This is a genomic window from Ruegeria sp. F5 (assembly GCF_056533845.1).
In genome coordinates, this window is the sequence record NZ_JBQFOU010000003.1 from 275,908 (window position 1) to 300,025 (window position 24,118).

General features: G+C 58.6%; 21 protein-coding genes and 1 tRNA gene. 11 read left to right on the forward strand and 11 right to left on the reverse strand.

The window, feature by feature from the left end:
* Nucleotides 1-84: 84 nt before the first annotated feature.
* The 9 genes from guaA (at nucleotide 85) to ACR0K1_RS06340 (ending at nucleotide 9,497) form a co-directional block, all read left to right on the forward strand.
* Nucleotides 85-1,644, forward strand: coding sequence for a glutamine-hydrolyzing GMP synthase (gene guaA / locus ACR0K1_RS06300; protein WP_480849294.1), 1,560 nt, complete (start codon nucleotides 85-87; stop codon nucleotides 1,642-1,644).
* Between the two features lie 87 nt (nucleotides 1,645-1,731).
* The gene (locus tag ACR0K1_RS06305; protein WP_480611140.1) at nucleotides 1,732-2,637 is read left to right on the forward strand and encodes a DMT family transporter; all 906 of its coding nucleotides are present in this window, start codon (nucleotides 1,732-1,734) and stop codon (nucleotides 2,635-2,637) included.
* Between the two features lie 127 nt (nucleotides 2,638-2,764).
* Nucleotides 2,765-3,910 (forward strand): OmpP1/FadL family transporter, encoded by a 1,146-nt coding sequence (locus ACR0K1_RS06310; RefSeq protein ID WP_480610444.1) that lies wholly within the window; start codon nucleotides 2,765-2,767, stop codon nucleotides 3,908-3,910.
* A gap of 113 nt (nucleotides 3,911-4,023) precedes the next feature.
* Complete coding sequence (locus ACR0K1_RS06315) at nucleotides 4,024-4,920, forward strand: DMT family transporter (RefSeq protein ID WP_480849296.1); 897 nt, start codon at nucleotides 4,024-4,026, stop codon at nucleotides 4,918-4,920.
* A gap of 48 nt (nucleotides 4,921-4,968) precedes the next feature.
* Nucleotides 4,969-5,841, forward strand: coding sequence for an ATPase (locus ACR0K1_RS06320; RefSeq protein ID WP_480849299.1), 873 nt, complete (start codon nucleotides 4,969-4,971; stop codon nucleotides 5,839-5,841).
* Nucleotides 5,842-5,879: 38 nt separating this feature from the next.
* Nucleotides 5,880-6,818: a homoserine O-acetyltransferase MetA gene (metA, locus tag ACR0K1_RS06325; protein WP_480610436.1), complete on the forward strand. Its 939-nt coding sequence runs from the start codon at nucleotides 5,880-5,882 to the stop codon at nucleotides 6,816-6,818.
* A gap of 6 nt (nucleotides 6,819-6,824) precedes the next feature.
* Nucleotides 6,825-7,775 (forward strand): alpha/beta fold hydrolase, encoded by a 951-nt coding sequence (locus ACR0K1_RS06330; RefSeq protein WP_480849301.1) that lies wholly within the window; start codon nucleotides 6,825-6,827, stop codon nucleotides 7,773-7,775.
* Nucleotides 7,776-7,824: 49 nt separating this feature from the next.
* Entirely contained in the window at nucleotides 7,825-8,694 is an 870-nt protein-coding gene (gene ppk2 / locus ACR0K1_RS06335; RefSeq protein ID WP_480610430.1) for a polyphosphate kinase 2, read from the forward strand.
* A gap of 188 nt (nucleotides 8,695-8,882) precedes the next feature.
* Entirely contained in the window at nucleotides 8,883-9,497 is a 615-nt protein-coding gene (locus ACR0K1_RS06340) for a TetR/AcrR family transcriptional regulator (protein ID WP_480610427.1), read from the forward strand.
* 6 nt (nucleotides 9,498-9,503) lie between these two features.
* On the opposite strand, the gene ACR0K1_RS06345 is transcribed toward ACR0K1_RS06340, so the two are convergent.
* The 6 genes from ACR0K1_RS06345 to ACR0K1_RS06370 all read right to left on the reverse strand — a co-directional run bounded on the left by ACR0K1_RS06345 (nucleotide 9,504) and on the right by ACR0K1_RS06370 (nucleotide 16,210).
* Entirely contained in the window at nucleotides 9,504-10,562 is a 1,059-nt protein-coding gene (locus ACR0K1_RS06345) for an adenylate/guanylate cyclase domain-containing protein (RefSeq protein WP_480610424.1), read from the reverse strand.
* Nucleotides 10,559-10,927 carry a group I truncated hemoglobin gene (locus tag ACR0K1_RS06350; protein ID WP_480610421.1) on the reverse strand — a complete coding sequence of 123 codons (369 nt, stop codon included), beginning with the start codon at nucleotides 10,925-10,927 and terminating at the stop codon, nucleotides 10,559-10,561. The genes ACR0K1_RS06345 and ACR0K1_RS06350 overlap by 4 nt, the downstream gene beginning before the upstream one ends.
* 138 nt (nucleotides 10,928-11,065) lie before the next feature.
* Entirely contained in the window at nucleotides 11,066-11,908 is an 843-nt protein-coding gene (locus ACR0K1_RS06355) for a glycosyltransferase family 25 protein (protein ID WP_480610418.1), read from the reverse strand.
* Between the two features lie 75 nt (nucleotides 11,909-11,983).
* Nucleotides 11,984-12,571: a YrbL family protein gene (locus tag ACR0K1_RS06360; RefSeq protein ID WP_480610416.1), complete on the reverse strand. Its 588-nt coding sequence runs from the start codon at nucleotides 12,569-12,571 to the stop codon at nucleotides 11,984-11,986.
* Nucleotides 12,572-12,737: 166 nt separating this feature from the next.
* A complete protein-coding gene (locus ACR0K1_RS06365) occupies nucleotides 12,738-13,706 on the reverse strand; it encodes a LysR family transcriptional regulator (RefSeq protein ID WP_480610414.1) in 969 nt (322 codons plus the stop codon).
* A 68-nt stretch (nucleotides 13,707-13,774) separates the two neighbouring features.
* Nucleotides 13,775-16,210 (reverse strand): GcvT family protein, encoded by a 2,436-nt coding sequence (locus ACR0K1_RS06370; protein WP_480849307.1) that lies wholly within the window; start codon nucleotides 16,208-16,210, stop codon nucleotides 13,775-13,777.
* Nucleotides 16,211-16,393: 183 nt separating this feature from the next.
* On the opposite strand from ACR0K1_RS06370, the gene ACR0K1_RS06375 reads away from it, so the two are divergent.
* Both ACR0K1_RS06375 and ACR0K1_RS06380 read left to right on the forward strand, forming a co-directional pair.
* Nucleotides 16,394-17,914 (forward strand): trimethylamine methyltransferase family protein, encoded by a 1,521-nt coding sequence (locus ACR0K1_RS06375; RefSeq protein WP_480849309.1) that lies wholly within the window; start codon nucleotides 16,394-16,396, stop codon nucleotides 17,912-17,914.
* A gap of 76 nt (nucleotides 17,915-17,990) precedes the next feature.
* On the forward strand, nucleotides 17,991-18,965 hold the full coding sequence (locus tag ACR0K1_RS06380; protein ID WP_480611136.1) for an agmatinase: 975 nt from the start codon (nucleotides 17,991-17,993) through the stop codon (nucleotides 18,963-18,965).
* Here ACR0K1_RS06380 and ACR0K1_RS06385 read toward each other — a convergent pair.
* The 5 genes from ACR0K1_RS06385 to ACR0K1_RS06405 all read right to left on the reverse strand — a co-directional run bounded on the left by ACR0K1_RS06385 (nucleotide 18,958) and on the right by ACR0K1_RS06405 (nucleotide 24,077).
* Entirely contained in the window at nucleotides 18,958-19,938 is a 981-nt protein-coding gene (locus ACR0K1_RS06385; RefSeq protein WP_480610409.1) for an arginase family protein, read from the reverse strand. The genes ACR0K1_RS06380 and ACR0K1_RS06385 overlap by 8 nt on opposite strands.
* A gap of 55 nt (nucleotides 19,939-19,993) precedes the next feature.
* On the reverse strand, nucleotides 19,994-21,583 hold the full coding sequence (locus ACR0K1_RS06390) for an ABC transporter permease (RefSeq protein WP_480849311.1): 1,590 nt from the start codon (nucleotides 21,581-21,583) through the stop codon (nucleotides 19,994-19,996).
* Nucleotides 21,580-22,617 carry a quaternary amine ABC transporter ATP-binding protein gene (locus ACR0K1_RS06395; RefSeq protein WP_480610405.1) on the reverse strand — a complete coding sequence of 346 codons (1,038 nt, stop codon included), beginning with the start codon at nucleotides 22,615-22,617 and terminating at the stop codon, nucleotides 21,580-21,582. The genes ACR0K1_RS06390 and ACR0K1_RS06395 overlap by 4 nt, the downstream gene beginning before the upstream one ends.
* 81 nt (nucleotides 22,618-22,698) lie before the next feature.
* Nucleotides 22,699-23,649: an ABC transporter substrate-binding protein gene (locus ACR0K1_RS06400; RefSeq protein ID WP_480610403.1), complete on the reverse strand. Its 951-nt coding sequence runs from the start codon at nucleotides 23,647-23,649 to the stop codon at nucleotides 22,699-22,701.
* A 338-nt stretch (nucleotides 23,650-23,987) separates the two neighbouring features.
* Nucleotides 23,988-24,077 (reverse strand) — tRNA-Ser (locus ACR0K1_RS06405).
* Between the last annotated feature and the right edge of the window lie 41 nt (nucleotides 24,078-24,118).

Below are 24,118 nucleotides of genomic sequence, written 5' to 3' on the forward strand. Positions count from 1 at the left end.
GCGCACAGTATAACGAATTCTACAGCTCTGTGCATCTTCTGCAAAACCCTTGCGCTGGTTTGGCAGGCGTCTTAAAGCGACCGCATGACCCAAGACACCCATGACCGCCTTCTGATCATCGACTTCGGCAGCCAGGTGACGCAGCTGATCGCCCGCCGCCTGCGCGAACTGAACGTCTATTGCGAAATTCACCCCTATCAGAACGTCACGATGGATTTCGTGCGAGAGATGTCTCCGCGCGCCGTGATCTTCTCGGGTGGTCCGGACAGCGTGACACGCGAAGGCTCACCGCGCGCACCGCAAGAGATTTTCGACTTTGGTGTACCGATCCTGGGGATCTGCTACGGCCAGCAGGTGATGATGCACCAGCTGGGCGGCAAGGTCGAAAGCGGCCACGGCACCGCCGAGTTCGGGCGCGCTTTTGTCACCCCAAAGAACAAGCTGGACATTCTGGACGGCTGGTTCGCTGATGGAGACGAGCAGGTCTGGATGAGCCACGGCGATCATGTCAGCAAAATCGCGCCGGGGTTCGAGGTTTACGGAACGTCCCCCAACGCGCCCTATGCGATCACCGCTGACCCGGACCGGCATTTCTATGCGGTTCAGTTCCACCCCGAGGTGCACCACACCCCCAAGGGCGCAAAACTGTATGAAAACTTCGTAAAGCTCGCCGGGTTCAAAGGCGACTGGACCATGGGTGCCTATCGCGAAGAGATAATCCGCAAAATCCGCGAACAGGTCGGCGACAAAAAGGTGATCTGCGGCCTGTCCGGCGGAGTCGACAGCTCGGTCGCGGCGATCCTGATTCACGAAGCCATCGGCGATCAGCTGACCTGCGTCTTTGTCGATCACGGCCTGCTGCGCAAGAACGAAGCCGCCGAGGTCGTCGGCATGTTCCGCGACAACTACAACATCCAACTGATCCACGCGGATGAAAGCGATCTGTTCCTTGGCGAGTTGGACGGCCAGAGCGACCCCGAGACCAAGCGCAAGATCATCGGCAAGCTGTTCATTGACGTGTTCCAGAAACACGCCGACACCATCGAAGGGGCCGAGTTCCTGGCGCAAGGCACGCTCTACCCGGATGTGATCGAATCCGTTTCGTTCTCGGGCGGCCCCTCGGTGACCATCAAGTCTCACCACAATGTCGGCGGCCTGCCGGAAAAGATGGGTCTGAAACTGGTCGAACCGCTGCGCGAGCTGTTCAAGGATGAGGTCCGCGCACTGGGTCGCGAACTGGGCCTGCCTCAGAGTTTCATCGGCCGCCACCCCTTCCCCGGCCCCGGTCTTGCGATCCGCTGCCCCGGTGAAATCACCCGCGAAAAGCTGGAAATCCTGCGCGAGGCGGACGCGATCTACATCGACCAGATTCGCAAACACGGCCTTTATGACGAGATATGGCAGGCCTTCGTGGCGATTCTGCCGGTCCGAACTGTCGGAGTGATGGGCGACGGGCGCACCTATGATTACGCCTGTGCGCTTCGTGCCGTGACGTCAGTTGATGGCATGACCGCCGATTACTACCCGTTCAGCCACGAGTTCCTCGGGGAAACGGCAACGCGGATCATTAACGAGGTCAAGGGCATCAACCGATGCACCTATGACATCACCTCAAAACCTCCGGGTACGATCGAGTGGGAATGACAGGAAAGCCGGTTCACGACCGGCTTTTTCATTTTCAGACCGGTATTTCCACTATTTTTCAGTGTGATAGATCAACAAAGGGCTAAGTTGAACGGCAACCAGTCTCAGGTCTTTAAGGCAGCCTTTTGGATGACCGGCGCGATTGCGTCGTTTTCGTCCATGGCCGTTGCGGGTCGAGAACTGAGCCTGCACCACGACACGTTCGAGATCATGATGTACCGCAGTTTCGTGGGCGTTCTTATCGTGTCTCTGGTGCTCAGCGCGGCTGGAAAATGGCATCAGGTTTCTTCCGAACGGCTGGGCTTGCATTTGGTCCGAAACCTGGCCCATTTCGCCGGCCAGAACCTGTGGTTCTACGCCGTTGCGGTCATTCCGCTGGCGCAGGTCTTTGCGTTGGAATTCACCAGCCCGATCTGGGTGATCCTGCTCTCGCCGCTGTTTCTGAAAGAGCGTCTGACCGCTCTGCGCGTGACGGCCGCCATGATCGGTTTTCTCGGCATTCTGATCGTGACACGCCCGGGTGTCTCGCCGCTGAATCTTGGAATTGCGACGGCGGCGTCTTCCGCTATTTTCTTTGCATTAACAACGATTACGACAAAGCAGCTCACCCAAACCGTCAGCACCGGCTGCATCCTGTTCTGGCTGACGGTCATGCAGGCCGTCTTTGGCGTTGCTGCGGCCGGAATTGACGGTCAGATCGCCCTGCCGACCCCTCAGACCGCGCCCTACCTGCTGTTGGTCGGGCTGGCGGGACTGCTGGCGCACTATTGCATGACCAACGCGCTGGCAATCGCGCCCGCCACGGTAGTTGTTCCGTTCGACTTTGCCAGGCTGCCAGCCATCGCGATAGTCGGCATGCTTCTGTACGGCGAACCCATCGACAGCTGGACGCTTCTGGGGGCCGCCATGATCTTCGCGGGCATCTTTCTGAACGTCTGGTCCGAAAATCGTAACAGTTTGGCAACAGTCCCCGGCGATACTCATCAGAAGTAACGCACGGTCACTGGTTGACGGTAAAGTAAACGCGAAGAAAGTATCGAGCACCACAATTCAGCAGGCCAGCGCGGACACACTCATCCACCATCATCTGCACCTGCGAAGAAAAACGAGGGAGGAATATATGAAAAGAGCGCTACTTTCAGCGTGCGCACTTTGTGTGGGGTCAACCGCGGCGCAGGCGGGCGGTCTGGACCGAACCGGTCAGCCGATCACTCTGATCTTTGAAGAGGGTAACTACGCCGAGTTTTCGGTGTCGCGGACAAACCCGGACGTCACAGGCAACGACCTGACGAATCAGAATCCCTTCGGCACGCCTTCGGGCAACATAGCGGGCGACTTCAATCAGGTTGGGGCTGGGGTGAAGTACGACATCAATGAGCAGCTTTCTGTTTCGTTCCTATATGACCAGCCATTTGGGTCGGACATCCGCTACCCGCTTCCCTCGGGCAACCCGACGCAACCGGGCTCGCTTCTTTTGGGCGGAACCGAGGCATTTGCGGATTCAGACAGCTACACCGGGATCCTCCGCTACAAGTTCAACGATAACTGGAGCATTCACGGCGGTCTGCGTTATCAACGCCTTGACGGTAACATCCGGCTGCAGGGTTTGGCCTATGGACCGTTTGACAGCTATGAAATCGACGTGGCCCGCGACGGGGCTTTCGGCTGGGTCGTCGGAGCCGCCTATGAGATTCCGGACATCGCATTGCGCGTGGCATTGACCTACCAGTCAGAGATCGAACACGATTTCTCCACGACGGAGAACTCACCCCTTTTCCCGGCAACCATCGTTGGTACGCAGGAAGTAAAAACTCCTGAGTCGATCAACCTGGATTTCCAATCCGGCGTTGCCAAGAACACGCTTGTGTTCGGCAATATCCGTTGGGCAAATCATAGCGTCACGCAACTAAGCACTACCGCTGTGGGACCGCTGCCCAGCGTCGAACTGATCGACCTGACCAACACCACCACCTTTAACCTTGGCGTTGCACACCGGCTGAATGAAAACTGGGCCGCTTCCGTCGCCTTGGGCTACGAAAAGGAAGATGGCGACGACCTTGTTTCCCCGCTGGCACCGACTAACGGCTTCAAGAGCATCAGCGTTGGCCTGCAGTACACCCATGAAAACATCAGAATCACCGGCGGTGTGCGTTACACTGATCTGGGCGATGCATTTGCCGAAACCGGCACGCCTGATGTTGCTCGGGCCGACTTCAAAGACAACGACGCTGTGAGCTTTGGCCTTCGGGTTGGCTTCAGCTTCTGAACAAAAAACAATAACCTGAATCAAAACTTAAGAACCTGCCGGTTTTCGGCAGGTTTTTTTGATTACGCACGATCCGGGTCGCGCATGACCCGCAAAATGCGTCAATTGAAATCATGACAACTCAAAAAACACTCTCCCCCCGCGCATGGTCCGAGCTTTTGCTGCTTGGCCTGATCTGGGGTGCCTCATTTGTGGCGATCCGAATCGCACTCGATACCATTCCGGTCATGACATCCGTTCTGCACCGCACCTTCTGGGCGATGCTGGCGCTTTGGTTGGTGGTATGGGCCAGACGGTTGGAGGTTCCAAGAAGCCCCCGGATCTGGGCCGCGTTCCTTGTGATGGGGCTTTTGAACAACGTCATTCCCTTCTCGCTGATGGCTTGGGGACAGCTGTACATCGACACCGGGCTGACCGCGATTTTGAACGCCGCGACCGCTGTATTTGGCGTGCTGGTGGCGGCCATGTTCTTCAAAGATGAACGCCTGACCAAACCCCGCCTTTTTGGGGTTGCCTTGGGGTTTCTGGGCGTCTCGATCGCAATCGGCCTTGGAAACTTTGCCAGCTTCAACCTGCAAAGCACGGCCCAACTGGCTATTCTGGCCGGTACGGTTTCTTACGCCTTTGCAGCCGCCTGGGCGCGGGCCACCCTGTCTGGGCTTCCCTCACAGGTCGCCGCCGCGGGTATGCTGACCGGATCGACCATTTTGATCCTGCCCATAGCCCTGATGGTGGACGGAGCACCCAGCCTAAACTTGCCAGCTGAGACCTGGCTCGCAATCGGGTATTACGCAATCATCGCAACCGCCGGAGCCTATCTGCTGTATTATCGGGTCCTGGGGATGGCCGGCAGCGGCAACCTGATGCTGGTGACGCTTGTGATCCCGCCCATTGCCATCGTACTCGGCGCCGTGCTGCGGGATGAGGCGCTGAAATCCAGCGCTTATCTGGGTTTCGCCGTTCTCGCGATTGGCCTGCTGATCCTGAACCGATCCGGCACACGCGATTGACGCCGCCCCCTGCCCGATTTAGCAAAGGCAAAAAAGGGACAGCGGACCATGATCTACAGCTCGGCTCAGGACTGGCGCAATGCGGCGCGAAAGAAGGTGCTGTTTTTCGGCATGTCGGGTCTGGGCAAAACCTATGTGTCGAACGTCCTGCGGGATTCGGGCAATTGGTTTCACTACTCGATCGATTACCGCATTGGCACCCGCTACATGGGCGAATACATCACCGACAACGCCAAGGCCGAGGCGATGAAGGTACCCTTCCTGCGCGAACTTCTGCTGTCGGATTCGATCTATATCGGCTCGAATATCTCGTTCAACAACCTGACCCCTGTGGCGGCCTATCTCGGCAAGCCCGGGGACCCTGCGAAGGGCGGGCTTGAAATGCCGGAATACCGCCGCCGGCAGGAACAGTTTCGGTTGGCCGAAATACATGCCCTGCTGGATACCGAGTACTTCATCGACCGCGCACACCGCCTGTACGAGTACCCTCATTTCATCTGCGACACCGGCGGTTCGATTTGTGAATGGGTGGACCCTGATGACCCCAAGGACCAAATCCTGTCCGACCTGTCCCGGCACACGCTCATGATCTGGCTGAAGGGGGACGAAGACCATACCTCGGAACTGATCCGGCGGTTCGACAAGGCCCCCAAGCCGATGTCCTATCAGGCCGAATTCCTGAACCGTGTGTGGGGCGAATACCTTGACCAGCACGGCTGCACCGAGGCAGAGGTCGACCCCAACGCCTTTATTCGCTGGACCTACGCGCAGGCGCTGGCCCATCGTAAACCCAGATACGAGGCGATGGCGCGAAACTGGGGCGTGACGATTGCGGCAAAAGACATCGGAAAGGTCCGGGACGCGGGCGATTTCGATGAGTTGATCGAACACACCCTTGAGACCCGCAGCAATTGCGCCTAACTGTCAGTTTTCCCAGAACTCTTCAAAAGCCTGAACCCATGCCCATCAAGATCCCCTCAGACCTGCCCGCCTTTGATGTCCTCTCGAAAGAGGGCGTCATGGTCATGGCCGAGGATCAGGCCATGCGTCAGGACATCCGCCCCCTGCGTATCGGGCTGCTGAATCTGATGCCCAAGAAGATTCAGACCGAAAACCAGTTCGCGCGCCTGATCGGTGCGACGCCGCTGCAGATTGATCTGTCCCTGATCCGCATGACCGAGCATCGAACGCGCAACACCGCCGCCGAGCACATGGCCGAATTCTATCGTCCTTTTCAGGAGGTAAAGGACGAGAAATTCGACGGGCTGATCATCACCGGTGCCCCGATCGAGCATCTGGAGTTTCCCGATGTAACCTATTGGGACGAAATGACTGAGGTCTTCGACTGGACCCAGACCAACGTTCATTCCACCTTTGGTGTCTGCTGGGGCGGGATGGCGATGATCAACCATTTCCACGGCGTCAAAAAGCACTTGCTGGACGGCAAGGCGTTTGGGTGTTTCCGGCACCGTAACCTCAAACCGGCTTCGCCGTTTCTGCGCGGGTTCTCGGACGATTGCGTGATTCCCGTCAGCCGGTGGACCGAGATGAAACAGCATGAGATCGACGCCGCGACCGGCCTGACCACCTTGCTGGGCAGTGACGACGTTGGCCCCTGTCTGGTCGAAGATCAAAGCCATCGCGCGCTCTATATCTTCAATCACTTCGAATATGACAGTGACACGCTGAAACAGGAATATGACCGGGACGTTGCAAATGGTTCTCCGATCAATGTGCCGATGAACTATTACCCCGACGATGACCCCTCGCGTACGCCGCAAAACCGGTGGCGCAGCCATGCGCATCTGCTGTACGGCAACTGGATCAGCGAAATCTACGAAACCACCCCGTACGACATCACACGCATTGGCGTGGATTCAACCGACCTGAGGGCCTGACGGAACATGATGCGCGCCGGAGCCATACTGCTGATCCTGATTGTTGTGCTCTGGGGCATTTCGCTCTGGCGGGCGGCGCGTCTGGAAGAACGGGCCGAGACCGCCTTTCCGCCCGAGGGCCAAATCCTCGACGTGGATGGCATTGCGGTTCACGCGGTCGTCATGGGCGAAGGGCCGGATGTGGTGCTGATCCACGGCTCCAGCGGCAATACCCGCGACATGACCTTTGCGCTTGCGCCGATACTGGCCGAGCACTTTCGGGTCATCGTGTTCGACCGGCCCGGTTTGGGCTATTCGGCCAGTTTCAACCCGGACGGTGAGACGATCATCGAACAGGCGGACATCCTGCAGCGGGCCGCCGCTCAACTGGGGGCCGAAAAGCCCATCGTCGCGGGGCAAAGCTATGGCGGTTCGGTGTCACTGGCCTGGGCGGTCACACGGCCCGACAACATCTCGGCACTGGTTCTGATTGCCCCAGCGGCGATCCCGTGGGAAACACCTTTGGACGGGTTCAACCGGATGGCCTCGACCTCGGTCGGAAACGCGTTGGCCTTGCCGGTCGTGGCGTCATATGTGCCCGACTGGTTTGTCGACAAGGCGCTGGATCAGGTGTTTGCCCCGCAAAAAGCGCCCGAGGGCTATGCCGAACATTTTGGGCCTGAACTGACCATGCGCCCCGGCTCGATGCATGCGAACGCCAAGCAGCGGGCGAACCTCGTGGACGAAGTCGCCGACTTGCAGCCGCGTTATGGCGAAATTTCGGTTCCCACCGAAATCGTGCATGGCACGGCCGACACCACCGTCAGCCTTGGCTGGCATTCCGAGCGGCTGATTGAACAGATCCCCGGCGCGGAACTGATCGAACTACCGGGCATCGGGCACATGCCACAGGTCGTCGCCGCGCCCGAGGTTGCCGCCGCCATCGACCGGGCCGCTGAACGCGCGGGTTTGCGTTAATCCTTCGCCTAATCCATAGTAAGTTATGGATTTTATCGCGAGGTAGAACATGGCCCGGTCCGAAAAAGGTTCCATCGAAAAGTACTTTAGCAAGGACGCCCCCAAAAGCGTGCGCGAGGAAATCAAAAACGCAAAAAAGGGCGATATTCTGAACCCGACCTACCCATACTCTGAAAAGATGAAGACCAAAGAGTATGAGGAACAGATCGACGCACTACAGATCGAACTGGTCAAGATGCAATCCTGGGTCAAGGAAACAGGCGAGCGGGTTGCCATCCTGTTCGAAGGCCGCGACGCGGCTGGCAAGGGCGGCACGATCAAACGGTTCCGGGAAAACCTGAACCCACGCGGTGCGCGCAATGTGGCGCTCAGCAAACCATCGGATGCCGAGCGCTCGCAATGGTATTTCCAGCGCTACATCCAACACCTGCCATCTGCGGGAGAGATCGTGTTCTTCGACCGCAGCTGGTACAACCGGGGCGTAGTGGAAAATGTCTTTGGCTTCTGCACCACCGAGGAGAGAGAGCGTTTTTTCCGGCAGGTCATCCCACTGGAAACCGGTCTGGCCAATGACGGCATCCGGCTTTTCAAGTTCTGGCTGAATGTCGGACGTGCAGAACAGCTCAACCGGTTTCTGGCCCGCGAAACGGACCCTTTGAAGCAGTGGAAGTTAAGCCCGATAGATGTCGCGGGGTTGAACAAATGGGACGAATACACTCAGTCGATTTCCGAAACCCTGACACGCTCGCACACGGAAAACTGCCCCTGGACCATCGTGCGATCCGACGACAAGAAGCGCGCCCGCCTTGCCGCGATCCGCACCGTTCTGCACGGGTTGGACTATGACGAGAAAGACAAGGAAGCGCTTGGCAAGATTGACGCAAAAATCTGCGGCGGACCTGAGATTTGGGATGCCTGAGCGTTCTGCGCGGGTATGACACGATTGGCCATTGTCGCATCGACCCCGATCAGCGGGTCCATCAAAGGGCACCTGAGCGATCGATCAGAAAAACACGACCAGCCCGCCGCAACCGTTGGACGAAGGCGGCCTGATACTCTATCTCTTTGGTCTCAATACTCTTTAGCGCAAAGGTGCCTTAGGCGGGGATGACGAAACGCGGGTATCACCACGGAAACCTGAAACAAGCCCTGATCGAGGCCGCGTTGTCGCTGGTCGAAGAAAAGGGCCCGACCGGTTTCACCCTGTCCGAGGCTGCAAAAACTGCAGGCGTCACCCCGGCGGCTGTCTATCGCCACTATCACGGGCGCGAGGATCTGATTGCCGAGGCCGCCCGTCAGGGGTTCGAGATGTTCGCAGACCTGATGCAATACGCTTATGACAAGGGCCAGCCCTCGGCCCTGGCCGCGTTCGAGGCGACAGGGCGCGCCTATCTGGCCTTTGCGCGCAAGAATCCGGGCCACTATATCGCGATGTTTGAAAGCGGCATCTCGCTGAACCGAACACCCGAACTGTCGATGGCCGCGAACCGTGCCAAAAGCGTTCTGGAAAAGGCCGCGGCAGACCTGTCGCAGCACATCCCCCCCGAAAAGCGCCCGCCTGCGTCGATGTTCAGCGCGCATATCTGGGCGATGAGCCACGGGGTGGTCGAACTTTATGCGCGCAACACCGGCGCAACATCACCATTCCCGCCCGAAGACCTGCTGGAAAGCGGAATTGGCATCTATCTCAGGGGGTTGGGTCTGGTCCCGCAGGACGACTGACCGGCGCTAAAAGAACCGGCCGCCTGTCGGAACGCTCAGGCCCGAGGTGACGTTGATCAGGTTCATCTCGCCCATGCCCTTGATGTCGACAGGTCCAATATCCGAAACCTGAAATTCGTCGATCAGGCCATATTTCATCTCTTCCGGCGCGACGATGTGCATCGGGTTTGCAAACACCTGCAGGCGCGAGGCGATGTTCACCGCCGGGCCGAATACATCATAGACGTATTTCTGAATGCCAACGACCGACCCAACGGCTGCCCCCATTCCCAACCCGATCCGGGCCTGCCACTTGTGCGGATGGCTTTCGTTGCGCCGTTCAAGGTAGCGCAAGAACCGCACGGCGCAATGCGCCACTGCAGTCGCATGGTCCGGCGTGGCATCCGGCATGCCCGAGACTGCCAGATACGCGTCGCCAATGGTCTTGATCCGCTCACACCCGAACTGTTCCACGATACGGTCGAAGGCGGTGAAAATGTCGTTCAACTCGCTGAGCGTAACGGTCGGGTCCGTCTTGGCGGCGAAGTCGGTGAAACCGACGAAATCCAGCATGACGACGGAAACCTGATCATAAAGCTGAGGGGTGACGACGCCGAAGGTCTTGAATTCTTCGTACACCGCCCTCGGCATGAGGTTCAGCAACAATCGCTCGACCCGCTCCTTTTCGCGCTCCAACTCTCGGGTGTTGCGTTCCACCATGGTCGAGTAGCTGTCGATCATGCTCTCCAGTTCGCGGATGCGCGTAATGTTCTGGCATTCGATGATCAGAACCTGCTCGGACAAGCCGTTTGCCAGCGATACGGCGACCGCAAAGACCAGCGTCCGGCGTTTGGGTTTGATCTGCAATTCAACCGAATACCGAAGGCCGGATTGCTTCACATCTTCCAGTTCTCTTGCATCGAGGTCTGGCAGAATATCCCGCAAAGTCTGCCCTTCGGTCGGGGTTCCGAACCATTCCGCGAAAGGGCCGTTGTGGAACACAAACTGCAGATCAGACGCACGCACCACGGCCACGCCGACGCCAATCGCGCGCAGCAACTGTTCATTGATGGCAGAAATGCTCATGCGGCATTCTTCGCGACGATGATCACCCGTTTCGATTCAATCGCGCGCAGCGCCACCTTTACGTCCTCGTCAGACATCCCGTGATCAGACAGGGCCTGAGCAAACAGCTCTGCCATCTCATCGAAGTGATCGTGCGAGATATTCAGGTGTCTGTGAACCGCTTCGATCCGCTCGTCACTGAACGACGCGGGCCCGCCGACCAGCGAAGACACGAACTTGGTCTGATGATCGATAAGGCGCGGCATATCTATTTCTTCGAAATAGCCACCGATCTCATCAGAATCCAACGCCATTTCGTAAAATGACATCACGACGCGGCTGATCGTTTTGAAGCCGCCATATTTATCGTAAATCGTCTGTGACACACCAAAAACCCGGGTATTACCTTTGAATAACACCACAACACTATATCAACTTGATATTTTTGTTAACGCTAATAAGCCACGGACGAAAAAATGGCTCAAACCACCGGAAAAACCGGGTTCTGCCGTCGAAAACCGCCCCTATACCCGCAAATCATCGGCGCAGGGGACGTAGCCGACATACCCGCCCTGCTCCAATAACCGCGCCTGACCGCCCATTCGCCAACGCAGTTTTTGCTGCGCCGATTGCAACTCTCGCCGTGCACGGAACCAGAGCGGGCCTTTGTCGAGCCCGGTGTTGGTCGCAACGTCTGTCTCACGCTCGCCGCTTTTGACCTGATCGACCACGCCATCCTGTTGCTTGGACAGAACCATTTGCACGCATACGGCCGGAAACACCTGATACATGCGCCAGTCGGGACGCGGGATGGTGACAAAATCATCTATGTGATCCGAATATTGCCGGGACCAGCCCAACAGCTTGCGGCAACCTTCTTTGGAAAGGATGTAAGCCCCGGCGCTTGGAACCATCTCCAACACCTGTCGCACCGCGACACCACCGATGTCCTGCACAGGGCCAAATCTGCGCGATTTCGGCGCGTAGTCGAGTTTGACATAATCGTAGCCGGACCCATCCTGCAGCAGGGCCTGAATGACCTCTGCGGCATGGGCCGACATCTCGGCATCGTCTTCGAAGATCGCGGCGGCCTGCAGGTCGTTGTCCAGGGCAAGCTGCCAGACGGCCCGATGGCTTTCGAAACAAGCGACCTCGCTGGTGACAAGGCCCCAGCGGCTGCCGGTTCCGGGCACGTATCTGTTCTGATCAAGTGCACCGGGCTTGCGGCCATCAATGGCACTGAACCGGGTGGCGCCGGACAGGCCGATTTTGGCGAACTCGGCCTCCATAAAGTCTTTTCTTTCCGGAATACGGTCCAGATTGATGTAAAAGACCCCGTTACCCGGTTTCAGATCATGCTGGCCCACTTTCAGTCCTTTCTAAAGCCCGGCCAGATAGGCGCAGCAGCCCGCTGAAATCAACCCCGTGCCGCCGCCTGATTGTCAGCCCGCCAACCGGGCGCGCCGCCGAGCAATGGACAGGCGAAAAGCCCAATCGCTGATCAGCGTCAGAGGCAGCAAAACCCGCTCACCCAATCCGTCGATGACCACCAGCCGACCGTTTCGTTCCTGCGCGCGCACGATGTTTTCAAAGCCCATGTCGCCCACCACTATCCGGCCACGCTCGAGATCATCCAGAAGCTCGATCACTTCTTCGCGCAGACGCTTTCTTTGCGCCGGATCCTTAGTGGCCTGCATTTCGGCATGGACCGAGGGTGCCAGATTGCCGTCCGGGCCGGTCATCTTTTCGACGACGAGGGCCGGTCCGAGTGAGGTCGGCTCGTACCCCATGAACCGGGCCAGCCGGTCGATTTCGGGGCATCCCCGGTGAAGCGCGGCCAGATACTCGTTCGCTTCGCGCTGCCACTGGCGCAAATTGCCATACCGCCGCTCGGAATACCGACGGATGAAGTGATCGCGCTTGGGCTCATCGCAGCGTACTTTCAACAGCGCCCCTTCAAGTTCCGGGTGCTGGAAAATCTTGTAGTTTTGACTTTCACGCAAAGGCGTAAGGCCATCTAAGTCAATCATTTTTCTAAATTCAGTCCTTGCTGTGGGAACGCAGGGTTTCTTGCCAGCCTTCAATATACTGCTGCCATAAAAATGTTACAATGCGGCCAGAGGGAACCTCGCGACAAGATGAAGGCATTGGCGATCAACAGCCGATGCAATCAAAACGGCGACGCGTTTGCAAAAATTACAGACCGCCTTCCAGCACGCGAAAATCTTTCTCAAGCCAGCGATATCTCGAATTGATCGGGTCGCAATAGTTCTGCTTGACCAGCCTGCTCAGCGCATTGTGAATAAGCCGCGATGTCGAGGCCGGATAGACATCGGTTGTAAACAGCGAAACCGTGCGCACGAAATTGCGCCCCGGAAAGGGTAGCGCCTTGATACTGTCGTGAAAGCGCTGCGCGCGCCCAAAGCTGGCGACCGTGGTGATGGCCCAACCGCTGCCTTCGGCGACCAGCCCGACAATCGATTGATTGCATTCCAGTTCAAACCTGTTTGGCAGGCTGAACTTGCTGCGGGTAAGTTGAACTTCGATCTGCTTTCCGATCGTGTAGTCGCGGGAATACCGCAGGAAAGGCAGATCAGCGTCCGATTTCAGCACGTCTTCGACCGTGCCGCTGTAGGCCTCGGGCAGAATGACGATGAAGGGATCGCGCAGCAACGGGTATTCAACCAGACCGTCCGTCTTTTCCGCAGGGCGTGTCGCCACCCCGGCGTCCAGTTTATGTTCCTGCAGCTTGGCAATGATCTCGTGGCTGGGGCGTGTGAAATGACGGAAATTGCAGCGCGGCAGAGCATGCGCCAGAAACCGGAACAGTTCGGGCGCGACCTGATTGTCGAAGTCATCGATCAACGCAAGCCGCAGCGCCGTTGCATGCTTCCAGTTTCCGGATCGTATTTCCGCCTCACCCCGTTTCAAAACGGTCAGACCTTCGCGCACATAGCGCGAGAATACCTCGCCTGCCGGGGTCAGCCCCATGGGTCTGCGGCCGTGATCCACCAGTTCCACGCCCAACGCGGTTTCAAGGCTGCGCAGGTGGTTCGACACGGTGCTGATGGACAGACCGGTTTCCGCCGCGACTTTTTGAATGGACCCCGATTTGGCGATCAACTGAAACACTTCCAGCCACCGAAGGCTCAGAGATTTCGACACGTGCTCTGTTTCCTCTGCTTCCATTCTTTCGAAAAAATCGAAACAGAGAATTCGGGTTTCGGCAAGTCCTAGCTGCGCACCCTGCTCATTTGCGGGTCATAGGGTGATGGCGCAATCACGCTGGCGCTGGGGAGCATTCCGCACATATCGATCTTCATTTCCGTACCTTGCCGGGCCAGTTCTGGATCGACAAAGGCATAGGCCAGATTCAGCCCGGTCCTGTGACCCCAGTCGCCGGACGTGACCGTTCCAACCACCTTGTCGCCGATGATGACCGACGCGCCGGGATGCGCCGGGGCGGTTTGATTGTCGACCTGCAGCGTCACCAACCGTTTCCGTGGCCCGGCGTGTTGCCTGTCCAGCAGGGCTTGCCGCCCGATGAAGTCGCCCTTGTCCAGCCTCACAAACCTGTCCAATCCCGTCTCAAAGGGATCAAACTCGGTGATCAGGTCCGCTTTCCAATGCAGGAAACCCTTTTCCATTCTCATGGACTCGACCGCCCGGGCACCGAAAAGTTGCAGATCCACAGAGGCGCCCGCCTGCCGAATCGCAAGGTAAGCCGCATAAAGCGAGGCATTTGGGACATGGATTTCATAGGCCAACTCGCCCGAAAAACTGACACTCATGACAGTGGCCAGAGCGATCCCCACGAAGCATTCTCGGACGCTGAGCCAGGGAAACGCCTCAGCCGACCAGTCGCCACGGGCGCAGGCCGTCAGAACCTTTCGTGCGTTGGGGCCTGCAAGAACAAGGATCGTCTGGTCGTTTGTCAGGCTGCGCAGTTGCACATCTTCGTCAGGCCGCACGTGCTGCGCCAGCCAGTCCATATCATGATATTCACTGGCCGCCGCCGATCCGTACCAAATGCGTTCAGGGCCCCGGTCGCTGGCTGGCAAGTTGGCAATCGTCGCCTCGGCCTTGACCATGCCCTGATGGTTCAGCAAGTAGCCCAGACCGACCCGCCCCTCGCGTTTGGACACGGTCCCGCAGAACATGCGATCAAGGAATCTGTGACGATCCGCGCCGGTGATTTCGATGCGGTTGAACCCGTTGACCTCGGCCAGCCCGACATTGGTTTGCACATTTCGGACCTCAGCCGCTACAACATCAAAAGCTTCGTCAAAATCGAAACTCAGGGACGGCGTGAAATCCGGATCGGGCTTGATGTAGTCGACCCGCTCCCACCCGTTGACCACGGTGAACTCTGCACCCTCGGCGGCCAGAATCGGGGTCAGGGGTGTTGTTTTTGCCGGGCGGCCAGCCGGGCGGTGTTCATGCGGGAAGTGAAACCGGAATTCGTTCTGGTAGTCTTCGATAGCCTTCAGCGCCGTCAATTCCACGTTCGCGTGCCCGGTAAAGCGGCGCGGATCAAGGCACCACGTGTCGTAACAGGCCTCGCCATGCACGATTTGTTGGGCCAGCAGCCATCCGTGGCCCCCGCCCTCGCCCAGGCCCGCACGCAGGCCGATGATACAGAACGCGTTTCGCTTGCCCGCAATCGGCCCCACCAAAGGCGCACCATCGATGGTGTAGGTGATCGGGCCATTGACGACAGTGTGAATGCCAACCTCCATCAGCGCGGGCATCCGCGCAAAGGCGCCTTCCAGCACATCGGTCACGCGATCCAGATCGTCGGGGCATAGGGCATTGACAAAATTCGGGTCGATCCCGTCCATGCCCCAGGTCTTGCAGTCCTGTTCATAGAACCCGACCAGCAGCCCGTTCTTTTCCTGACGGCAGTAATAGTCGCTGATCGGGCATCTGAGCAGCGGCATGCGATGGCCAGCCTCGCGAATGGCCGGTATTTCCTCGGTCAGGAAATACTGATGTTCCATCGACGCGACCGGATGGTGCACGCCCATCATCGCGCCGACCTCGTTCACGCGGTAACCGCAGGCGTTAACGACGATGTCGCAGTCGATATCCCCATGTTCGGTCTGTACGGTCCATGTGTCATCGTCGTGCTGCACCAGGCCTGTAACGGGCGTGTTGCGATACACCTCGGCCCCGGCTTTGCGCGCCCGTCGCGCCAGCGCCTGACACAGTTGGGCCGGATCGATGTCACCATCCAACGGATCCCACAAGCCGCCGATCAGGTTGTCGGTGGAAATCAACGGGTGCCGACGGGCGCATTCTTCGGCATCTATCACTTCAAAATGCACATCCATGCCCCGCGCCATCGAGGCAAAATGGCGATAGCCCTGCATCTGCGCCTCGGTGTTGGCAAGGCGAATGCCGCCGTCGCCGTGGTGGTAGTTGATAGGATAATCCGGGTCGTCAGCCAGTTCCTTGTACAGCCGGATCGAATGCGTTTTCAGCCCGACCATTGTCTGGTTCATGCCGAAATTCGTGACCTGCGCAGCCGAATGCCACGTGGTCCCGGATGTCAGTTCATTCCGTTCCACCAGAACAACGTCCGACCAACCCTCCTGCGTCAGATGGTACAGAGTCGAACATCCGGCAATCCCTCCACCGATGACAACGACCTTGGTGCGCGATTTCATCAGCCTGGCTCCTTTATCCCTGTGCAATTCTTGGGGAAAAAGGCACCATCCCAGCAATGCGGGTTTTGTGGGTTTGGGAAAATCGAATCTCAGGTATTAGAATTCGAAAACCCCACCTTCGCTTTTGCCGGTTGCGTTCGTTGATATTTAACATACCCAAAACCCATACCGGAGAGCCCGAAGATGTCATCAGAAGGCAGCAGAAGAAGCGGCCGCCGCGCCCGTATCGCGCAACGTGCGGCCAAGCCTGAATTCGACCCCTGCCCTCCGGGCCAGCGCGGAGGGTCGTTTCGCCCGTTGGCCGAGGCCGAGATCGCCCTGATCCACGACACCGCATTGCGGCTGCTTGAAACGCTCGGGATGGGAAATGTCCCGGATCGGCTGCGCCGCGACCTGCTGGCGGGCGGAGCACAGACGGGCGAACAGGACAGGCTGCTGTTTCCGCGCGACATGGTTGAAAACGCCGTCGCTTCGGCGGCCAAGAGCTTTGTGTTTCACGGACGGGATGAAAACCGTTCGATCGAAGTTGGCGGAGATCGCGTGTTTTTCGGAACCGGCGGCGCTGCGGTGCAGACGCTGGACATGGGCACGGGCCTCTACCGTCCTGCCACGTTGACCGATCTGCATGATTTCACGCGCCTTCAGGATGTGTTGGATAACGTCAGCTGGTTCACCCGGTGCTGCGTTGCGACCGATGTGCCGGACGTTTTCGATCTGGATCTGAACACGGTTTACGCTTTGGTGAAAAACACGACAAAACCCATCGCGACCTCATTCACGCTTGCCGAACACGTCGCCCCGATTGTCGAAATGCTGGACATTGTCGCGGGCGGTCCGGGCGCGTTTTCCAAGCGTCCCTTTCTGAAAGCCCATATCAGCCCGGTGATCTCACCCCTGCGCTATGGCGAGGATGCGGTGGATGTCGTCTACGAATGCGTCCGGCACAATATCCCGATGTCCTGCATTACAGCGGCTCAGGCCGGGGCGACGGCCCCTGCGACTCTGGCCGGGTTCCTTGCGCAGTCATTGGCGGAAACATTGGCCAGCCTCGTGATGGTAAATACGATCCAACCGGGCTTTCCGATGGTCTTCTCAAACTGGCCCTTCATCGTCGACCTCAGAACCGGAGCGTTCGCGGGCGGCAGCGGCGAGACCGCGATCCTGAATGCCGCTTCGGCGCAGATCATCAACTGGCTGGGACTACCCTCGGGCGTTGCGGCGTCGATGACGGATGCCAAGGCAATCGATGCGCAATACGGGGCTGAAAAGGGCATGACCTCACTGGCCGCTGCCTTGGCGGGGGGTAATCTGATCTATGAGAGTTCGGGTATGACGGCCTCATTGCTGGGCGCGAGTTTCGAAGCTTTCGTTCTGGACAATGAGATGCATTCGCACACCTATCGCGCCCTTCGCGGTATTGAAGTAACCGAAGAAAACCTTGGCTTCGACGCCATTTGCCAATCCGTACTGGGCGACGGTCATTTCCTTGGCAGTTCCCATACCTACGCCGCGATGGAGCGGGATTACTTCTACCCCACGCTCGCTGATCGCAATGAACCCCGAACGTGGGAACAGGATGGTGCCAAAGACGCCTGGACCACCGCCCGCGACCGCGCGCAAGAGATTTTGGGAACGCACCACCCCGAATACCTGACGCCCGAGCAGGACGCAGAAATCCGCAAGCGATTTCGGATTTTGGCCTGACGGAATCGCCAATCTTCTGCTTGCACGCATGCCGGTACAGGATAGGCTCGGCGCTGAATATGACGGAGAAGAACAGATGGCAGACGATTTCTTTCAACCGGTTTCGGCGATGGAACTGGCCCGGTTTGCCGGTGTTCCGACCTTCATGCGCCTGCCCCAGTTGTCTAAGGATCACGCCCGGTTTGGCGAGGTCGAAATTGGCCTGGTCGGCCTGCCCTGGGATGGCGGTACGACCAACCGACCGGGCGCGCGGCATGGCCCTCGGCAGTTGCGCGATTTTTCGACGATGATCCGGGCGATGAACCCGGTTACGGGCATAGCGCCGTTTTCGTTGACCAATTGCGCGGACCTTGGGGATGTCGCGCCCAATCCGGTTGATATCGGTGACACTCTGCAACGCATAACCGCGTTCTATGCCGATCTTGTGCAACGCAAAATCGTACCGCTGACCGCCGGAGGCGACCACCTGCCAACCCTGCCGGTCCTGCGCGCGCTTGCAGCCGATGGCCCGTTAGGCCTGATCCAGTTCGACAGCCACACCGATCTGTTCGACAGCTATTTCGGAGGCCACAAATTCACCCACGGCACCCCCTTTCGACGCGCGGTCGAAGAAGGGCTGGTCGATCCCAAGCGCTTCGTTCAGGTCGGCATCCGGGGCACCGCCTATAACACCGAAGATATCGAATGGGGCGAGGTTCAGGGCATCCGCATCATTCGTATCGAGGAACTGTTCGACCGGGGCATCGACGATGTCATGGCCGAGGTTCGCCAGATTGTCGGCACCGCCCCCACCTACTGCACCTACGATATCGATTTTGTTGATCCGGCATTTGCACCGGGGACCGGCACGCCTGAAGTCGGTGGTCCCAACAGTTTCCAGGCGCAGCAGGTCATTCGCAAAATGTCCGGGCTGAACCTTGTCGGGGCCGATCTGGTCGAGGTGGCTCCGCCGTTCGATCCCAGTGGAGGAACCGCCTGGCTGGGAATCTCACTGATGTTCGAACTGCTTTGCGTGCTGGCCGAGGCCGTCGATGCGCGCCGGGCTACTTAGCCGCGACGTTTTCGGCGATCATCGAGATCATCTCGTACATGACAGCAGCCGCTGTCAACGCGGTGATGTTGTTCGGGCTGTCCTTTGTGGGCATCATGCAGACGACGTCTCCGCCCACGATGTTCAGACCACGCGCCGCGCGCAGGATGCCGACGGCCTCGTCAATGTCGAACCCCTTTTCGCCGGGTTCCAGATTGGAAACCGCAGGCGCGACTGTGGGATCAAGGCAATCCAGATCAAACGTGATATAGACCGGACGATCCCCCAGAACATCCCGCGTCTGGTCGATCACATCCTCAAGCCCGCGCTGGCGAAACTCGCGCATCGTTACGATGTTGTAGCCATAGTCGTAAGACGGCTGTAGCCAGTCCAGACTGCGCGGATGTCCCCTTAGCCCGATCTGCATGGACCGGGTCGGATCGACCTGCCCCTGATCCGCAAGATAAGCCCCCCAATGGGCGGCAGATTTCTTGGCCCCGAGGAAGTGATCGACCTTGGTGAACACATCCGTATGCGCATCCAGATGCAGAAAGCTGATCGGTTCACCGCCCGCCAGTTTTCCGCCGCCCAAAGCCTGCACAATCCCCCCAGTAATCGAGTGATCGCCGCCAACTGACACCGGGCGCGCGCCTGCCTCGTCAATGTCCTTGTAGAACGCGGTGATGCGCTCGATACAGTCTTCGTTGTCATTGGCGCGTGGAAACGGCACGTCCCCCACATCGGCAATCTTTGCGCTGTTCCACGGGTCGGTTCCAAACACCGAATGCACCCGGCGCTGCACCGCCGAGACATGACGCAAGGCCCTTGGTCCCAGATGCTGATCCCGCTCGGTCGTCCCGTTACCGGTCGAGTGCGGAACACCGACCAGCGCAATATCCTGCCCCTGCGGCCCTGTATTCGGACAGCGGAACAGGGTGGGGACACCCCACCAATACAGGTTTTCCATCATCGACTGCTCGTAACGATCCGTCATGCCATACCCCTTGAACAAAAAAACACCCCCGGCAGGGCCGGAGGTGCGTATGCCATCAAATTTTCTCGTCTTCTCGCCGGAAGGCGCCCTGAACGATACGGTCGATGACCATCGCGCAGAACAGGATCGCAAAGCCGCCCAACAGGCCCGGACCCTTGGCGGCGTATTGCAGCGCCTCAAGGATTTCCTTGCCCAGCCCGCCGCCGCCGATGAGCGAGATGATCACCACCATCGACAGGCACATCAGGATCGTCTGGTTCACCCCGGTCATGATCGACGGCAAGGCCAGCGGAATCTCGACATCCTTCAGCAATTGCCATTTCGAGGCTCCAAAGGCCACGGCGGCCTCTTTGATACTGTCGGGCACGCCTTTCATCCCCAAAGCCGTCAGGCGGATCACCGGCGGCATGCCGAAGATGATCGTTGCCAGAATACCCGGCGGGTTGCCGGTGCCGAAAAAGGCGATGATCGGGATCAGGTACACAAAGGCCGGCAGCGTCTGCATCAGGTCCAGCACCGGTTCCGCTGCGCGATAGGCGCGCTGGGATTTGCCGAACCAGATGCCCAGCGGAATGCCGAAGACGACGCACAGCAGCACCGCCGCACCCACCAGTGCGACCGTTTCCATCGCCACATCCCAATAGCCAAGCAGCGCGATATAGGCCAAGGACGACGCGGTAAAGATCGCGACCCGAGGACCCGCCGCGCGCCACGCCGTGACACAAATCACCAGCATGACAACCGGCCAGGGTGAGCCGATCAAGGCAATCGTCAGCGCATCCAGAACCGAGCGGACACCCGCGACGATCCCGTCAAAGATATCGCCACCCGCCAATGCAGCGGCGTCAATCCGCGCCTCCATCCACGATGCCAGAGACGAGTACAATGTCCCACCGCCGTCACCCAGGAAAAGCGCCGACACCTCTTGCTCCGGGAATGCGTCCAGCAATGGAAGCGAGGCGTTTACGGTGAACTTGTACACGATCAACGGCCCAATCGCCGCGATCAGAACAGCGCCCAGCACAATGTTTCGGGTGGACCGGCCGCTTTCGACGCGCGCCGGATTGACCCGCCATTTCGAGTACTGTTTTTCATACACCCGGTCGGCATAAAAGCCCTGCACCAGTTTGAACACCACCAGCATCAGCAGGCCGGTGATCAGAATTCCGGATGCTTCGGACTGCGCGGCCAATGCCCTTTCCAGACTGGTATCTGCCGCCTTTTGGATATTCTCGGCCATCCGCGTAAAGCGGTCGATATCGGATTGCTCTGTCGCCGCTGCGGCGCGGTCCAGAAACTCTTGCGCCCGCGACTGCTGAGTGGCCGCCCGGTCGGCGAATTCAGCGCCGGGGTTGCCCCACAAGCCGCGCCCGATCTGGACCCAGGCGATGATTTCAAGGATCAGAAATGTCCAGAACATCCCCCAGACAGCGCGCGACGCCGACCAGAACGGCCCCAGAACCGCCGCCCACATATTGAACGTGTTCGGCACGGCGCTGGTGGCGTCATGGATCTTGTGGAAGGTTTTGACGTAGTAGTCCCCGTTTGGACCAGCGAATTCGTGGATCGACCTGTCAAGCGCGTCGCGGTCGACCTCGATATCCGAGGCAGCAGTGACCTGTATTTCTGCGGTCATGTCAGTCATTCTTGCTTGCCTCCCTGAATTCCGCGCAGCAGGCGCGGTTTGGTCACGACGCCAACATCGGCCCCGGCATCGGTGATGACGACCGGCATGTCGGTGTTCACGGCCAAATCAATTAGCTGGTCCAGATCCGCCGCCTCATCAGCGCGCGGCGCGCCCTCCAGCGGGCCGGAATAGCTGGCGACGGGTTCCATGATCGAATGCGCCTTGACGAGTTTCAGCTTCGAGATGCCCTGCACAAACTCGCGCACATAATCGTCGGCGGGGTTCATCACGATATCCTCGGGCGTGCCGATCTGAACGATGACACCGTCCTTCATGATCGCGATCCGGTGGCCGATGCGAATGGCCTCATCCAGATCGTGAGTGATGAACAGGGTCGTTTTCTTCAGCTGCGCCACCAACGCCTTGAACTGGTCCTGAAGCTGCAGCCGGATCAACGGGTCAAGGGCCGAGAATGGCTCGTCCATCAGCAGAACCTCGGGGTCCGAGGCCAGCGCGCGGGCGATACCCACACGTTGCTGCATCCCGCCGGACAGTTCCTTGGGCAGCCGGTCCTCATACCCGGTCAGGTTCACCAGCCCAAGTGCGTGGTCCGAAACAGCCCACCGTTTGGATTTCGAAACCCTGCGGATTTCCAGCGGGTAAGCCACGTTGTCGCGCACCGAACGGTGCGGCATCAGCGCCATATGCTGAAACACCATACCGATCTGCTGGGCGCGAATGCGCCGCAACTCGGTTTCGGATATTTTCGAGACGTCATGCCCGAGGATTTCGATCTTGCCCGCCGTCGGCTCGATCAGGCGGTTCACATGGCGCACCAGTGTCGATTTGCCCGAACCAGACAGGCCCATGATACAAAAAATCTCGCCGCGCGAGACCTCAAAGCTGGCATCCTGCACGCCCACCACGCAGCCGAATTGTTCAAGGACTTCGGGCTTGGTCAGCCCTTCCTTCAGGACAGCCTCCATCGCTTCGGGCGCGCGGTTGCCAAAAATTTTCCAGACATGTTCAAGTTTTACGACGGATTCGTCCATTAGCCCCCCATAAGGCGTTGTTTTGCCAGACAGATAGGAAAAGGGCCGCAGCGAGGGTTCGCCACGGCCCCGAATGCTGGGTCAGTTGGTCAGCCAGCCGATAACGGTGTCTTCGTTTTCAGACACCCACTGCCGGGCGAAATCAGCCGCCTCGACATTGTCCACCGCCAACGCCTTGCCCATCGCGCTCAGGTCGTCGCCCTGCATCTGATAGTTGCGGAACAGAGCTGCCACTTCGGGGTAAGCCTCTTCCAGTTCCTTGGCATAGTGCAGATGCAACGTGGCCCCGTTCCATGCGGTCGAGGCTTCGGACTTCGCCAGCCAGTCCGGATCATCGGTTGGCTGCACGATGGTCCAGGTGGCGGGATCATGAGCCGGCTCTTCCAGAACGGTCAGATCCTGCGTCACGAAGATATAGTGCGGGCTATAGCAGAACCCGATCCATGGCTCTTCCGCCTTGGTCGCGTTCGCCAGATTTGCATACGCAATGGTTTCTTCATACTCGGTCATATCGAAAAGCTGATCATAACCGTATGACTTCGCGCGAATCTTTTCGACAACGGTCGAGGCCCATCCAGGCGCGCCGATCCAGACCTCGGGCGTGCCGTTCCCGTCGGTGTCGAAGATCGCGATCTTGTCCGGGTCGCTCAGGTCGTCGATGGATTTGATGTCATGCTTCTCGGCGATATAGGTCGGAACGCACATACCCTGCTCGGCCTGAACCGGTTTGTCGTTCATCACAACGGTGCCGTTATCCTTGACGTAAGTGTCGTGCAGGTTCTGCTGGTTCGGCATCCAGACCTCGGGGTGGACATGCATCGATCCGCTGTCCATCGCCTCGAAAACGATCGGGTTGGTGCCGTTCTGAAGCTCTACGTCCAGGCCCAGGTTTTCTTCGATCACAAGCTCAAGGATATGCGCCGTTGCATTGACCGAAGCCCAGTTCGGAACCCCGATTACGATGTCAGCCGCAACAGCCGGCATGGCGACCGCCATCGAGGCGCCACCCAAAAGCATCGATAGTTTGTTCATTCGATTTCTCCATGTTGAACATCTTAAGCGCACCAGACAGGTCCAACCGCCCGGCGGCGCGCTTTGGTTCTTAGTCGGCTGACACTTTCCTTGTGCTTTTGTCTTGTGCCTTGTTTTGCCGACTAAACATCTAAAGTGAAACATGCACGACCCGCCGCCATCAAGCGCCACTTAAGGCAAAGCTTGCATATGCGAAATTCATGGAATGAAGTTTCGATTTTTCAGAAATACTTGGACTTTATCGGTCGGTGCCAGACCACGCGAGCGTGCCTGTCATCAGAGCACCGATTTCGCGCCATCCGCAGCCACGGCAGGCTTTCTGGCTGAACGAAAGTAAGTGGCGGAGAGACAGGGATTCGAACCCTGGAGACGGTTTCCCGCCTACACACTTTCCAGGCGTGCGCCTTCGACCACTCGGCCACCTCTCCGTGCCGGCGATAATTGGACTATCGCCCAAGGATTTGCAAGG